Source organism: Citrobacter sp. RHB35-C21 (assembly GCF_013816515.1).
Classification (GTDB): domain Bacteria; phylum Pseudomonadota; class Gammaproteobacteria; order Enterobacterales; family Enterobacteriaceae; genus Citrobacter; species Citrobacter braakii.
In genome coordinates this window covers 3,933,821-3,947,744 of record NZ_CP057147.1, presented here as the reverse complement: position 1 = coordinate 3,947,744, position 13,924 = coordinate 3,933,821, and the positions used below count along the sequence as shown (strand labels likewise).

13 protein-coding genes are annotated in these 13,924 nt (G+C 54.3%); 8 read left to right on the top strand and 5 right to left on the bottom strand.

Annotation, left to right across the window (positions count from 1 at the left end):
- Window positions 1-15 precede the first annotated feature (15 nt).
- A complete protein-coding gene (proC, locus tag HVZ39_RS19260; protein WP_016152005.1) occupies window positions 16-825 on the bottom strand; it encodes a pyrroline-5-carboxylate reductase in 810 nt (269 codons plus the stop codon).
- 148 nt (window positions 826-973) lie between these two features.
- Here proC and HVZ39_RS19255 point away from each other — a divergent pair, with 148 nt between their 5' ends.
- The 5 genes from HVZ39_RS19255 (at window position 974) to ppnP (ending at window position 3,659) form a co-directional block, all read left to right on the top strand.
- A complete protein-coding gene (locus HVZ39_RS19255) occupies window positions 974-1,429 on the top strand; it encodes a YaiI/YqxD family protein (RefSeq protein ID WP_016155837.1) in 456 nt (151 codons plus the stop codon).
- A 185-nt stretch (window positions 1,430-1,614) separates the two neighbouring features.
- Window positions 1,615-2,160, top strand: a complete 546-nt coding sequence (gene aroL / locus HVZ39_RS19250) for a shikimate kinase AroL (RefSeq protein WP_016152007.1) — start codon at window positions 1,615-1,617, stop codon at window positions 2,158-2,160.
- Between the two features lie 26 nt (window positions 2,161-2,186).
- Window positions 2,187-2,378 carry a protein YaiA gene (yaiA, locus tag HVZ39_RS19245; protein WP_016155839.1) on the top strand — a complete coding sequence of 64 codons (192 nt, stop codon included), beginning with the start codon at window positions 2,187-2,189 and terminating at the stop codon, window positions 2,376-2,378.
- Window positions 2,379-2,625: 247 nt separating this feature from the next.
- Entirely contained in the window at window positions 2,626-3,303 is a 678-nt protein-coding gene (locus HVZ39_RS19240; RefSeq protein ID WP_016155840.1) for an AroM family protein, read from the top strand.
- Window positions 3,304-3,374: 71 nt separating this feature from the next.
- Window positions 3,375-3,659: a pyrimidine/purine nucleoside phosphorylase gene (gene ppnP, locus HVZ39_RS19235; RefSeq protein ID WP_016152010.1), complete on the top strand. Its 285-nt coding sequence runs from the start codon at window positions 3,375-3,377 to the stop codon at window positions 3,657-3,659.
- A gap of 50 nt (window positions 3,660-3,709) precedes the next feature.
- On the opposite strand, the gene rdgC is transcribed toward ppnP, so the two are convergent.
- A complete protein-coding gene (rdgC, locus tag HVZ39_RS19230) occupies window positions 3,710-4,621 on the bottom strand; it encodes a recombination-associated protein RdgC (RefSeq protein WP_003021479.1) in 912 nt (303 codons plus the stop codon).
- Between the two features lie 91 nt (window positions 4,622-4,712).
- On the opposite strand from rdgC, the gene mak reads away from it, so the two are divergent.
- The gene (mak, locus tag HVZ39_RS19225) at window positions 4,713-5,621 is read left to right on the top strand and encodes a fructokinase (RefSeq protein WP_046275382.1); all 909 of its coding nucleotides are present in this window, start codon (window positions 4,713-4,715) and stop codon (window positions 5,619-5,621) included.
- Between the two features lie 27 nt (window positions 5,622-5,648).
- On the opposite strand, the gene araJ is transcribed toward mak, so the two are convergent.
- The 3 genes from araJ to sbcD form a co-directional block, all read right to left on the bottom strand.
- Entirely contained in the window at window positions 5,649-6,821 is a 1,173-nt protein-coding gene (gene araJ / locus HVZ39_RS19220; RefSeq protein WP_032931035.1) for an MFS transporter AraJ, read from the bottom strand.
- Window positions 6,822-7,008: 187 nt separating this feature from the next.
- Complete coding sequence (gene sbcC, locus HVZ39_RS19215; RefSeq protein WP_181632846.1) at window positions 7,009-10,155, bottom strand: exonuclease subunit SbcC; 3,147 nt, start codon at window positions 10,153-10,155, stop codon at window positions 7,009-7,011.
- Window positions 10,152-11,354 (bottom strand): exonuclease subunit SbcD, encoded by a 1,203-nt coding sequence (sbcD, locus tag HVZ39_RS19210; RefSeq protein ID WP_047357681.1) that lies wholly within the window; start codon window positions 11,352-11,354, stop codon window positions 10,152-10,154. The genes sbcC and sbcD overlap by 4 nt, the downstream gene beginning before the upstream one ends.
- Window positions 11,355-11,544: 190 nt before the next feature.
- Between sbcD and phoB the strand changes: the two genes are divergently transcribed.
- Entirely contained in the window at window positions 11,545-12,234 is a 690-nt protein-coding gene (gene phoB / locus HVZ39_RS19205; protein WP_003021496.1) for a phosphate response regulator transcription factor PhoB, read from the top strand.
- A gap of 50 nt (window positions 12,235-12,284) precedes the next feature.
- Window positions 12,285-13,580: a phosphate regulon sensor histidine kinase PhoR gene (gene phoR, locus HVZ39_RS19200; RefSeq protein WP_047357682.1), complete on the top strand. Its 1,296-nt coding sequence runs from the start codon at window positions 12,285-12,287 to the stop codon at window positions 13,578-13,580.
- The last annotated feature ends 344 nt before the right edge of the window (window positions 13,581-13,924 follow it).

Genomic DNA, 13,924 nt, shown 5'->3' with positions numbered 1-13,924 from the left:
TCCGGCGGTGTTAACTCAGGAGCGGCTGAGTTTTTCCGACTGCTCCATGCACTTAATCATCGCTTCAATCACTGATGAACGGAAACCACGTTCTTCCAGGACGCGTACCGCTTCAATGGTGGTTCCGCCAGGCGAGCACACCATATCCTTCAGTTCTCCGGGATGTTTACCCGTATCCAGCACCATCTTTGCCGACCCCATTACTGCCTGCGCCGCGAATTTATAAGCTTGCGCGCGAGGCATGCCACCCTGCACGGCGGCGTCCGCCATCGCTTCAATAAACATAAACACATAGGCCGGGGCTGAACCACTGACGCCAACGACCGGATGAATCATTGCCTCCGCAATGACTTCCGCTTCGCCAAAGCAGCGGAAGATATTCAGCACGTCGGCGGTGTCTTCTGGCGTGACTAAGGCGTTCGGCGTGACGGAGGTCATTCCGGCATTCACCAGTGACGGCGTGTTTGGCATCGCGCGAATGATTTTACGATCATGGCCCAGCGCGCGGGCGAGCTGATCGAGGGTGACGCCAGCGGCAATCGAGACGACCAGGGAGTCTTTGTTCAGGCTGGAGGTAATTTCGCTCAGCACTTTAATCATGATGCCTGGTTTTACGGCCCCAAAAACGATGTCAGCGATTTGCGCGACCTCTTGCGCAGACTGCGCCGCATTAATACCGTACTGGTCGTGCAATGCAGCGACTTTATCGGGGGAAGGGGTGTAGACCCAGATTTGTCCGGGGAGAACCTGGCCGCTGGCGATCATGCCGCCAAGTATCGCTTTGCCCATATTACCGCAGCCGATAAAACCGATTTTCTTGTCCATTTTGTCACTCCCTATGCGTGATATTCATTGTTTTACCTGGGAAAGCTAAGCTTAGCGCGGATTGAATATGTGCAGAAGGATAAACAGCACTTTGCCTGCAAGTAAAAGCACGCGACAATGTGCAACTGCACATCAGTGGGGAGAAATTATGACAATATGGGTGGATGCCGATGCGTGTCCGAATGTGATTAAAGATATTTTGTACCGCGCTTCTGAGCGCATGCAGATGCCGCTTATTTTGGTAGCCAACCAAAGTTTGCGCGTCCCGTCTTCGCGGTTTATCCGCACATTACGTGTTCCCGCCGGGTTTGACGTGGCGGATAACGAGATTGTGCGCCAGTGTAGTGCCGGTGATTTAGTGATAACGGCGGATATCCCGCTGGCGGCAGAAGTCATTGAAAAAGGTGCGGCGGCGCTTAATCCGCGCGGTGAACGTTATACCGAAGCCACGATCCGTGAGCGTCTGATGATGCGTGATTTTATGGATACGCTACGCGCCAGCGGTATTCAGACCGGCGGGCCGGACAGCCTTTCACCACGAGACAGGCAGCATTTTGCTGCTGAGCTTGATAAGTGGTGGCTGGAAGTACAGCGCAGAAAATAAAACGTGTAATTTATTATTTACACTTTATTCATGGTGAATTCTTGTTATAGTAGGGGTTAATAGGTATCGCTACCCTGTATGTAATTTTTTCTTTACGTTTTGGCGGTGTACTAGTTTGGTGATATGATTATATCTTTAACCGCATCAGATCCCGCTAGCTCGCGGCTCCCTGGGGAATTTCTGTAATGACGCAACCTCTTTATCTTGTCGGCCCCCGGGGGTGTGGTAAGACAACTACCGGTATGGCGCTGGCGAAGGCTATCGATTTCCAGTTTGTCGATACCGATCGCTGGTTACAATCGCACGTGCAGATGACCGTGGCGGAGATCGTCGAAAGGGAAGGATGGGAAGGGTTTCGTGCCCAGGAGACGAGCGCTCTGCAGGCCGTCACAGCCCCGGCGACGGTTGTTGCGACCGGCGGCGGCATCATTCTTACCGAATTTAATCGTCATTACATGCGCAGCCACGGCGTGGTTATCTATTTAAGCGCACCGGCATCAGTACTGGTTGATCGTCTGGAGGCCACGCCTGAAGAGGGATTGCGCCCAACCTTAACCGGTAAGCCGTTGACTGAAGAGGTGCAGGAAGTGCTCGCTCAGCGCGATGTTCTGTACCGTGAAGCTGCGCACTACATCGTTGATGCCACCCATAAACCTGCGCAGGTGGTGGAAGACATTCTTGAGATACTGGCGCAGGCAGCGCCACGGTTACAGGGCGGTGTCTATACTTAATGTTCATCCAGTGAAAAGGAAGAACTATGCCGACAAAACCACCTTACCCACGTCAAGCGAACATTGTTACGGTTGAAAAGGGGACGCCAGGCCAGACGGTAACCTGGTATCAACTTCGAGCCGATCACCCTAAACCGAATACGTTGATCAGTGAGCATCCTTCTGCGCAGGAAGCCATGGATGCCAAAAAACGCTACGAAGACCCCGATAAAACCTGATATTAAGCACCGTCCTGGCACGAGTCTGAAAAGTGCCAGGACGGGCGTTCATCACATTTTCTTAAATTTCGCCGTATACCGTTAAAATTGAAAATTAAGCAATAACAATCCAGTACCGGAATGATTTGGAATCTTTACACAATACACCGCCGATCAGCTGCTACGCTTTTGAGCATTTGTAGCGCAGGTCAGCGCCCGGCACTTGCCCGGGATTTCACAGCAAAGTAAGAAGATGGTGGAGCAACAAATGAGTGCGTCGTTGGCTATCCTCACGATTGGCGTGGTGCCGATGTGTGAGGTGTTACCGCTCCTGACGGAATATATCGATGAACAGCACATTACTCACCACAGTCTGCTTGGACAGATGCGGCGAGAAGATGTGATGGCTGAGTACGGCGTTTCGCCCGGTGACGAGCCTTTATTAACGCTGCTCAGCGACCACCAACTTGCGCATGTCTCACGCCAGAAGGTAGAGCGCTCGTTGCAAAGTATCGTGGAGGTGCTGGATAACCAGGGCTTTGACGTGATCCTGCTGATGAGTACCGCCTCAATCGCTCGCCTGACCGCCCGCAATAGCATTCTATTGGAGCCGTTACGTATTATCCCCCCGCTGGTGGCCTCGATTGTCGATGGGCATCAGGTCGGGGTTATTGTCCCCGTCACCGAATTGCTCAAAGCCCAGACGCAAAAATGGCAGGTGTTACAAACTCCACCAGTGTATGCCGTGGCGAATCCGATCGAAGGTACCGAACAACAATTGATTGATGCCGGGAAAGAACTGCTGGAGCAAGGCGCGGATGTGATCATGCTGGATTGTCTGGGGTTCAATCAACGCCATCGCGATTTACTGCAAAAATCGCTGGATGTCCCGGTTCTTCTGTCTAATGTGTTGATTGCCCGACTGGCTTCGGAGCTGCTGGCGTAATTTTGCGTGACAGGTGGAACGTCAGCCCCCTATATTGGTTCTCAACTTAATCACGAGATAGGGCCAGTTGTATGCTTCAAAGTAATGAATACTTTTCCGGCAAAGTAAAATCGATCGGTTTTACCAGCAGCAGTACTGGCCGCGCCAGTGTTGGCGTGATGGCTGAAGGCGAATATACCTTTAGTACTGCGGCGCCTGAAGAGATGACTGTCGTTAGCGGCGCACTGAACGTGCTGCTGCCGGGGGAAACCGAGTGGAAGGTGTATGCCGCAGGGGACGTGTTCAACGTACCGGGCAACAGCGAGTTTCATCTGCAGGTGGCAGAGCCAACATCCTATCTTTGCCGCTATCTGTAAGCATAGAAATGACGAATGGCGACATTGTGCCGCCATTCGGTAAGTACGGCTTAACGTTGCGCTTCGCCGCCTAATCCTTCCACCAGACTTTTAATCAGCGCCGCCAGTTCACCCGTCATCAGGATGAAATCGGCATCAAAACGCTGAGCATAATCTTCGCGGTCAATATCTTCGTTCTGATCGCGCAGCTCGTCGCTAAACTTCAAACGCTTAATAGAGCCGTCGTCACACATCACGAACTGAATGCGCTGCTGCCAGTCTAGGGCCAGTTTGGTGACCAGTTTGCCCGCTTCGATATGCACGGCGATTTCGTCGCAGACCAGATCCTGCTTTTTCGCGCGGATCACGCCGCCGTCTTCAAGGATCGCTTTTAGTTCAGCTTCATCCAGTAACTGGAATCCCTGTGCCGTTGTACCGGAACGAACCCATTCTGTCAGCGTCAGCTCAATGGGGTTTTCCATCGTCAGCGGAACGACCGGCAGCGAACCGAGACTCTTACGCAGCAGCGCCAGGGTATCTTCGGCTTTCTTCGCACTCGCGCAATCAACCATGATCAGATCGTTGACGGTATCGATCCACATCATCGTCTGGCTGAAACGGCTAAAGGCGCGCGGCAGCAATGAGTGCAGAACTTCATCTTTCAGCGAGTCTTTTTCGGTCTTCTTGAGTTTGCGACCTTGCTCAGCTTCCAGTTTGAAAATTTTGGCTTCCAGCGCCTGTTTGATAACCGGCGACGGCAGAATTTTTTCTTCTTTGCGGGCGCAGATAATAATTTGGCCATTGGCGGTATGCGTTAATGCATCGCTGTGCGATCCCATCGGCGGAACCCAGCCCATTTTTGCCATATCCTGGCTACCGCAAGGGGTGAACGTCATTGATGCCAGCTGTTTTTCCATCTCTTCGGCACGCAAAGAAACATCGCGGCTAAGACGGTAAACCATTAAATTTTTGAACCACAGCATGATAATTTCCACGGCCTTGTCGTTAAATCCAGCGGGCATGATAGCGAATTGTCGCTATGCTTGCATTGTTAATCGGGAAGAGGAGCAAACAGTGCGTATAGGTATCGATTTAGGCGGTACGAAAACGGAAGTTATCGCGCTTGGCGATGCAGGCGAACAGCTTTTTCGCCATCGCCTGCCCACGCCGCGTGATGATTATCGGCAAACGATAGAAACCATCGCCGCGCTGGTGGAGATGGCGGAAAAGGCCACCGGGCAGTCGGGAACCGTGGGGATGGGCATTCCCGGTTCAATTTCGCCTTACACCGGAGTGGTGAAGAATGCCAACTCGACCTGGCTTAACGGGCAACCTTTTGACAAAGACCTGAGTACGCGTCTGAATCGCGAAGTGCGGCTGGCAAATGATGCCAACTGCCTGGCGGTTTCTGAAGCCGTTGATGGTGCAGCGGCGGGGGCGCAAACCGTGTTTGCGGTGATTATCGGTACAGGATGTGGCGCTGGAGTGGCGCTGAACGGCCGGGCGCACACGGGCGGGAACGGTACTGCGGGCGAGTGGGGGCATAATCCGCTGCCGTGGATGGACGAAGACGAACTGCGTTATCGGCAGGAAGTGCCCTGCTATTGCGGCAAGCAAGGCTGTATTGAAACCTTCATTTCCGGAACCGGTTTTGCCACCGACTACCAGCGTCTGAGCGGTAAGCCGCTCAAGGGCAGTGAAATTATCAGTCTTGTTAATGCCCGGGATGCCCAGGCGGAACAGGCGTTGAGTCGGTACGAGCTGCGTCTGGCGAAATCACTGGCACATGTGGTGAATATTCTCGATCCGGACGTAATCGTGCTGGGCGGCGGAATGAGCAATGTCGACCGACTGTATCAAAACGTGCCAACGTTGATTAAACAGTTTGTCTTTGGCGGCGAGTGCGAAACGCCTCTACGCAAGGCGCTGCACGGTGACTCCAGCGGCGTGCGCGGCGCGGCCTGGTTGTGGCCGCAGGAGTAATGTTCGCGTTGCCGGGTAGCGCAGAGGCTATCCGGCAACGGGAGTCATCTGGGATACGCTGCGCTTCAGGCGACCGTAGAGCAGCAGCGACGACATTGCAGAAAACGACAGCAGCGCCGCCGGTAACGTCACGTAGTTGTAGGCAAAGCCCAGCGTCAGCATCATACCACCGCACCAGGCGCCAATCGCGCTGCCGAGATTAAAGGCAATTTGCCCCCCAGCCGCACCCAGCAGCTCACCCCCTTTAGCATTTTGCAGCAGCAAAATTTGCAGCGGCGCCGACAGGGCAAACAGGCCCGCGCAGCAAATAAAGGCGAAGATCAGCGACGCGGCTTTGATCCCGCCAAAGGCAAAGAGCAGCAGCAGAGCCAGCACAATTACAAAGTCGGTTATTACCGCAATACGCAGCGGCGTATAGCGGCCAGAAAGGCGACCGCTCAGCAGATTTCCCAACACCATCCCCAATCCTACCAGCATCATGATGAAGGTCATCAGCGCTTCGGAAAAGCCGGAGATGAACATCATGTACGGTTTGACGTAGCTGAACCAGGCGAAAACCCCGGCGTTACCAAACATGGTGGCGGAAAAGATGAGCCACGGGGCGGGGGTTTTCAAAAAGTGAAATTGTTCGCGCAGTTTCCCTTTTGCTTCATCGCTGATGTTGGGTACCCAAAAAGTTATCGAGACCATCACGGCGATATTAAAGACGGCTATCAGCAGAAACGTGTAGCGCCAGCTAAATTCCTGACTCAGCCAGGTGCCGATGGGAATACCAATCAGATTAGCAACGGTCATACCCGAAACCATGCCCGCGACGGCGGCGGTGACTTTTCCCGGACGGGCCAGCTTCGACAGGATAATCGCGCCAACGCCAAAAAACGCGCCGTGTGGAAAGCCGGAAACCAGCCTGCCCACCGCCAGCATTAAATATGAGGAGGAGAGGGTGAAGATGGCGTTGCCGATCACGCACAGCGTGACCAGAAACAGCAGAATATGCTTGAGAGAAAAGCGGTTGGAAAAGAGCGCAATAATAGGCGCGCCCAGCACCACGCCAAAAGCGTAAAACGAAATCATATGGCCAGCGGCAGGGATGGAAATTCCCACGTCCCGCGCCAGCTCGGTGAGTACACCCATGATGCCAAACTCGGCCATGCCCAGCCCAAATGTCCCCAGAGCTAAAGAGAAAATGACTTTTTTCATACCACCTGCCAACAAGAAAGACGCACGATATGCGCCATAGCGGCGAACGTTCGCCGCCAATAGAGATAGCTTGCGGATAAGCGAAGTGGAATGCCATTTCATATCCGTCTTTGTGTATTCACGATCGTGCTATGTGCCGTGCCGGATAGCGCTGGCGCATATCCGGCCTCCAGGAACTGAGATGCTATCAGGCATCAACTGCAAACATTTTATCGAGTTTGCTGTAGCCCAGTCCGTTGATTTTTTTGACCTTGATCTGCACCGGAATGCGTTCTTTCATCGCTTCAACGTGGCTGATGACACCAATGGTTTTGCCAGTGGCGTTGAGCGCATCGAGCGCATCCAGGGCGGTATCCAGCGTTTCGCTGTCCAACGTGCCGAAACCTTCGTCGAGGAACAGGGAGTCAATTCGCGTTTTGTGGCTGACCAGATCGGACAACGCCAGCGCCAGCGACAGACTCACGAGGAAGCTCTCGCCGCCGGAAAGCGTACGCGTGTCACGCACGGCATCGGCCTGCCAGGTATCAACCACTTCCAGCTCCAGCGCTTCGCTGGCCTTGCGCTGCAACAGATAGCGACCGTGCAGACGGGTCAACTGGTTGTTGGCAAGCCAGACCAGATTATCCAGCGTCAGCCCCTGGGCAAACTTGCGGAATTTATCTCCCTCTTTCGAGCCGATCAGCGCGTTCAGATAGCCCCAGTCTTCGACCTGCTGTGCGACTTTTGCAATCTCGAGCATCAGCGCCTGCTGCTGCTGGCGGTTTTCTCCATCCTGCTTGAGCTGCTGGCGAATTTCGCCCTGACGAGTGGTGTTCTCCCGTAGCTGCTGGGTGAGTTGCGCCAGCGCGTCGTGAAGATGTTGCACGGTGAGCGTGAGATCCACCCCGGTTGGTAGCTGTTGTTGATGAGTCGCCAGCGCCTGCTGCGCCTGATTAAGCAGCGTTTGCGCCTGCTGTCGCTGGCCTTCCAGTGATTGCTTCAATTGTTCAAGGCGGTTAAAGGTCTCTTCATCCAGCAGGGCGGCAACAAAGGCGTCGCGATCGGCAAAGATGCTGACCTGCAATGCGGTATCAAACTGCGCCTGAATTTCTGCAGCGCGCTGAACCTCCTGCGCCTCCTGCTGCTGTAAGGTTTGCCACTGCCCCTGTAAAGAGAGGCAATCGTCGTGCACCTGCCGCCAGTTTTCCAGCGACAGATTCTCAATGTTTTCACCAAGCGCATCGGTTTCAGGCAGCGTTTCCAGCACCGGCGCAAGCTGGGCGATTCGGGCCTGTAATTCAGTCAGTTCGTTCTGGCGCTGCTGCCACATTTGCGCTTCGTTCGCCCGTTCGCTCAGCCATGAGGCGACTTCACCCTCGGCCGGAAGGGACAGACCATGACGGGCCAGCTCGGCGGTTAACGTTGCCTGACGCTGGTCAATATGCTGCTGGAGCTGAGTAATCTGCTCTGTGTGTGCGGTGATTTGCGCCTGCAGGGTATGACGCAGACTCAGCTGGTGAAGCTGCTGCTCGTGCTCTTCCTGGGCGGCAAGCCACGGGGCGATGTCATCCTGCGGTTGCAGCGTCACGTTGAGGCTGTCGGTGACGGTCTGCCACTCTTGAGTAAGTGCTTGCTCTTCCTGAGAAAGCGTTTGTACTTCGCGTTCATCGTGCTGAAGTTGCTGGGTTATCGCCTCAAGTTGACCGCGTAGCGTTGAACCCTCATCGGCCAGCGTTTTGACCTCTTTTTCCAGCGCTTCACGCCGTGTCTGATTCACACTCAGTTCGAGCGTTTGATAGCGCTCAATCGCCGGGTGCGTGGTGGAGCCGCAAAGTGGGCAAGGCATGCCGGATTGCAATAATGCCCGCTGGCTTTCCAGATCTTTGATGCGGGCTTCCTGCTCGCAAATGATTCTCACATCGGCAAGCTGCTGATTTTTATCTTTATAGCGCTGACGCTTTTCTGTAAGCACCGCATTGCGCTGGGCCAGCTCCTGCTGACGCTGCACAAGCGTGGCGCGTAGCTGCGCCAGTTGCTTTTGCTTCGGGGCGATTTGCCCATGCAGATTACTCAGACGCTGGCGTAACTGACGAAGCTGCACATGTTGCGCCAGCGCTTCCGTTACCTGTTGTGCCGAAAGGGTCAGCGTGGAAAGCGCCAGCGCATCGAGCTTGCGCGTGTCGTTCTCCCGCAACTGCTGCCACTGGCGCAGTTGGGCGCTGGCGTCGGACTGTTGGGCCAGCAGCGCTTTCCATCCTGCCAGTTCGCTACTCCACAAACGGAAGCGGTCATGTTCCTTCAACCAGTCGGTTAACGTTTGCTGTCCGGCGAGCATAGCGGCCGACTGCGTTTGTGCCTGCTGACGAATACGTCCGCGCAGCGCTAAGCTGCTTTGTAAGCGAGCATTCACTTCCTGAATCTTCTGTCGCGTACGGTCAATCGTAGCCGTTTGTTCCTGGATTCGCTCCCAGTGTGGGCGTAACGCTCTGGCCGGGAGTGCCAGACTCAGCGCCGCCAGTTGCGGCTGCGCCTCTTCCTGCGCCTGAAGTGCAGCCTGTAATGCCTGCTGGTGGCGGTTTATCTCCGCCTGTAGCTCATTTTGCCGCATGAGCCAGTTGAGGTGCTGCTGCTGGGCTTGTTGGCTGGTAAGGTATTGTTTTTCTTCGTCAGTAAGTACCTGCAAACTTTCTGTCAGAGATTGCAGCTGTTCTGGCGCTAACAGCGCAACACCGCTGGCCTGGGCCTGCAGTTTTTCCAGTTCCGTACGCGCTGATTTGTGCTTTTCAAATACCATGGCGGAGATTTGGCCGTAGATCTCAGTGCCGGTCAGCTCTTCCAGCAGCTCGGCGCGCTCTTTCGGTTTGGCATTGAGAAATGCGGCAAACTGCCCCTGAGACAGCAGCATCGAACGGGTAAAACGTCCGTAATCCAGCCCGGTAAGCTCGGCGGTCATCTCCAGCTTATCTTTGACCTTATCGGCGAGGATTTTACCGTCGGAGCAGCGGGCCAGCTCTACGCGAGGGACCTGCAGATTGCCCTCCGGCTGATTGCGTGCCCGGTTCTGGCTCCAGAATGCGCGGTAGGCTTCGCCCCGCACCTCAAACTCGACCTCGGCCAGACACTCCGCGGTGTCGCGGGTCATCAGGTCGTTTTGCGACTGTGACACGGTATTCAGGCGCGGCGTTTCGTGGTACAGCGCAAGGCAAATTGCGTCCAGCAGGGTCGTTTTCCCCGCACCCGTTGGCCCGGTGATGGCGAATAACCCGTTGCTGGCAAACGGTTCTGCCGTAAAATCGACTTTCCATTCTCCCTTCAGGGAGTTGAGGTTTTTCAGGCGCAGGCTGAGAATTTTCATGCTTCAGCCTCCCCGGCGAGCGTTTGTAAGGTTGCGCTAAACAGCTGGTTAAGCCGCTCACGCTGCGGTTCTTCGAGTTCTTCCAGCGCCAGACGGCGGTCAAAAACCTCTGCCACGCTCAGCTCGCTTAACGTTTCACGTCGTTCATTGGCCATAATGCGTTCGCGCTGTTCTCGACTGCGGCGCACCAGTAGCACTTCTACCGGTAAATCTTCGGTTAAGGCCTGGATCTTACGTTGCATATCATGCAGGTAGTCGTCGGTGGTGATTTCAATATCCAGCCACACCGGTGGCTCTTGCTGCACGCCGCGCCACTGCTCAAGCTGGGTAGTAATGGCGGCTAAATCGCCTTTCAGTACCGCAAGCTGCTGCGTAACCGGCACGGTGAGATTTTCAACGGCGCTGAGTTTCCCCGCGTCAAAGCTCACCAGATGTACACATTTGCTTTTGCCGCACTCGTCAAAACTGAGGGCAATCGGCGAGCCGCAGTAGCGAATATGTTCCGTGCCGCCGATAACCTGCGCCCGGTGAATATGTCCCAGCGCGATGTAGTCTGCCGGTGGGAAGTTTTGCGCCGGGAAGGCGTCCAGCGTACCGATATAAATGTCACGTACGGCGTCGCTTTTACTGGCTCCGACGGTGGTCAAATGCCCGGTCGCAATGATGGGAAGATTGTGGTCGCCGCGCAGCGTGCAGGCATCCTGATACTGCTGCTGATAGTAGTCGGTGATTGCGCCCAGTAAATGCTGTTGTTTTTCTTGTCCTGTCAGCCCGGCTTGGCTGGTGATGATGTCGCGCGGACGTAAAAAAGGCACCGGACACAGGATCGCCCCCGGCGTACCGTCGCGTAGCGGCAGTATCTGCGGCCCATGACCAGCGCTGGCAACCACCGTGGTGTTGAGAAACGCCAGAATATCTCGGGATTCATTGAGTGTGGCGACGGAGTCGTGGTTGCCTGCCAGCACCACCAGATGACAGCCGGTTTGCTGCAGTTTGACGACAAAACGGTTATACAGCTCACGGGCATAGCTAGGCGGTGAGCCGGTATCGAAAATGTCGCCTGCCACAATAATGGCATCCACCTGCTGGGATTGTGCCGTTTCCAGCAGCCAGTCGAGAAAGGCCTGATGCTCGGCGGCGCGGCTCTTGCTGTAGAAATTTTGGCCCAGATGCCAGTCAGACGTGTGAAGGATGCGCATAAGAGTTCCATGACGGTAAAACAATGGCGGGGATTATAACCCTTCACGAGTGGGAATATCTTGTCTCCGGGCTGTCATAATTCGCCGGGCTGCGTTAAACCTGGACTATCTTTTCATAAATCTGTCATAAAACTGACGCATAATGGCACTGTATTGATGGCAAACGATTTAATTACAAACAGGGCAAATCATGGCGAGACGTATTCTGGTCGTAGAAGATGAAGCTCCAATTCGTGAAATGGTCTGCTTCGTGCTCGAGCAAAACGGATTTCAACCCGTTGAAGCCGAAGACTATGACAGTGCTGTGAACCAACTCAATGAACCCTGGCCGGATCTCGTCCTGCTTGACTGGATGCTTCCCGGCGGCTCGGGTCTACAGTTTATTAAACATCTCAAGCGCGAAGCGATGACGCGGGATATCCCGGTGATGATGCTGACGGCGAGGGGGGAAGAGGAAGATCGCGTCCGGGGGCTGGAAACCGGCGCGGATGACTATATTACCAAGCCTTTTTCTCCCAAGGAGCTGGTGGCGCGTATTAAAGCAGTTCTGCGTCGTATTTCACCGATGGCGGTGGAAGAGGTTATAGAAATGCAGGGGCTAAGCCTTGATCCCACCTCGCATCGCGTGATGACCGGCGAGGATCCGCTGGATATGGGGCCGACCGAATTCAAACTGTTGCACTTCTTTATGACTCATCCCGAGCGTGTCTACAGTCGCGAGCAACTCCTTAATCATGTCTGGGGAACCAATGTGTACGTGGAAGACCGGACAGTGGATGTGCACATCCGCCGCTTACGTAAGGCGCTGGAGCACAGCGGACACGATCGTATGGTGCAGACGGTTCGCGGGACGGGATATCGTTTTTCAACCCGCTTCTGACTGTCAAGAATCAGGGCCTGAAGGATTAGGCCGTATAGGGAGTAAGACGTTTGCTAGAACGATTGTCATGGAAAAGGTTGGTACTGGAGCTGATCCTGTGCTGCATACCGGCATTTATCCTTAGCGCTTTTTTCGGTTACCTGCCCTGGTTTTTACTGGCGTCGGTAACGGGCCTGCTTATCTGGCATTTCTGGAATTTATTACGTTTGTCCTGGTGGCTATGGGTCGACAGAAGCATGACGCCGCCGCCGGGGCGAGGCAGTTGGGAGCCGTTGCTGTACGGGCTGCATCAAATGCAACTGCGCAACAAAAAGCGCCGTCGTGAACTGGGTAATCTGATTAAACGTTTTCGCAGCGGGGCGGAATCGCTACCCGACGCGGTGGTGCTGACCACTGAAGAAGGCGGTATCTTCTGGTGTAACGGACTGGCCCAGCAGGTTCTGGGACTGCGCTGGCCGGACGATAGCGGGCAAAATATTCTTAACCTGTTGCGCTACCCGGAATTTACACAATATCTGAAAACGCGCGATTTTAGCCGACCGATCAATCTGGTACTCAATACCGGACGGCATCTGGAAATTCGCGTGATGCCCTATACCGATAAGCAACTGCTGATGGTGGCGCGCGACGTTACCCAGATGCATCAACTGGAAGGTTCACGACGTAACTTTTTCGCCAACGCCAGCCATGAACTGCGTACGCCGCTGACGGTGTTACAAGGGTACCTGGAAATGATGCAGGAGCATCCGCTGGAAGGGACGACGCGTGAAAAAGCGCTGCATACCATGCGCGAACAAACGTATCGCATGGAAGGGCTGGTGAAACAGCTGCTGACGCTGTCAAAAATTGAGGCTGCTCCGACGCTACTGCTGAATGAGAAGGTCGATGTGCCCATGATGCTGCGCGTGCTCGAACACGAAGCGCAAACGCTGAGCCAGCAAAAACATACGTTTACCTTTGATGTTGATAATAGCCTGAACGTGCGGGGTAACGAGGAGCAGTTGCGTAGCGCTATCTCGAATCTCGTCTACAACGCGGTGAACCATACGCCAGCGGGAACGCACATTACCGTACGCTGGCAGCATGTGGCGTCGGGGGCGGAGTTTTGCGTGGAAGACAACGGTCCAGGCATTGCCGCCGAGCATATTCCACGCTTAACCGAACGTTTTTATCGTGTGGATAAGGCGCGATCGCGGCAAACGGGCGGCAGCGGACTTGGCCTGGCCATCGTTAAGCATGCGCTGCATCATCACGACAGTCGCTTGAATATCGAAAGCGAACCAGGCGTTGGGACGCGATTTAGTTTCGTGATCCCGGAACGTTTAATTGCCAAAATTAACGGTTAAGGCGCATTCGTAAGATAATCTTTCCAAAAGCCAGCGCAAGCTGGCTTTTTCTATGCGGTCAATATAACCATCCTGAATTTTACGACGTTTGGTTGTTTTTTGTTCGAACTATTACCCATACCTTTTTCCATGAAATGGTGTTTTGTGCTAACCCCATTTTTCATATCGCTATATTGTTCTGGTTTTTGGATCCCACCTTGCTTTAAAACGTTATAAGCGTTTAAATTGCGCTCCAGGTGCTGTCATACCGACTGCATTTACGCGGTAAATCGAAAAACTATTCTTCGCCGCGCCAGTCTGGGAGTGTTTCCCGCTGGAATTGAGCAAAAATGCCGCTGTATTGT

Coding starts and splice junctions, on each gene's coding strand:
- proC (WP_016152005.1), bottom strand. CDS start 825: ATGGACAAGAAAATCGGTTTTATCGGCTGCGGTAATATGGGCAAAGCG.
- HVZ39_RS19255 (WP_016155837.1), top strand. CDS start 974: ATGACAATATGGGTGGATGCCGATGCGTGTCCGAATGTGATTAAAGAT.
- aroL (WP_016152007.1), top strand. CDS start 1,615: ATGACGCAACCTCTTTATCTTGTCGGCCCCCGGGGGTGTGGTAAGACA.
- yaiA (WP_016155839.1), top strand. CDS start 2,187: ATGCCGACAAAACCACCTTACCCACGTCAAGCGAACATTGTTACGGTT.
- HVZ39_RS19240 (WP_016155840.1), top strand. CDS start 2,626: ATGAGTGCGTCGTTGGCTATCCTCACGATTGGCGTGGTGCCGATGTGT.
- ppnP (WP_016152010.1), top strand. CDS start 3,375: ATGCTTCAAAGTAATGAATACTTTTCCGGCAAAGTAAAATCGATCGGT.
- rdgC (WP_003021479.1), bottom strand. CDS start 4,621: ATGCTGTGGTTCAAAAATTTAATGGTTTACCGTCTTAGCCGCGATGTT.
- araJ (WP_032931035.1), bottom strand. CDS start 6,821: ATGAAAAAAGTCATTTTCTCTTTAGCTCTGGGGACATTTGGGCTGGGC.
- sbcC (WP_181632846.1), bottom strand. CDS start 10,155: ATGAAAATTCTCAGCCTGCGCCTGAAAAACCTCAACTCCCTGAAGGGA.
- sbcD (WP_047357681.1), bottom strand. CDS start 11,354: ATGCGCATCCTTCACACGTCTGACTGGCATCTGGGCCAAAATTTCTAC.
- phoB (WP_003021496.1), top strand. CDS start 11,545: ATGGCGAGACGTATTCTGGTCGTAGAAGATGAAGCTCCAATTCGTGAA.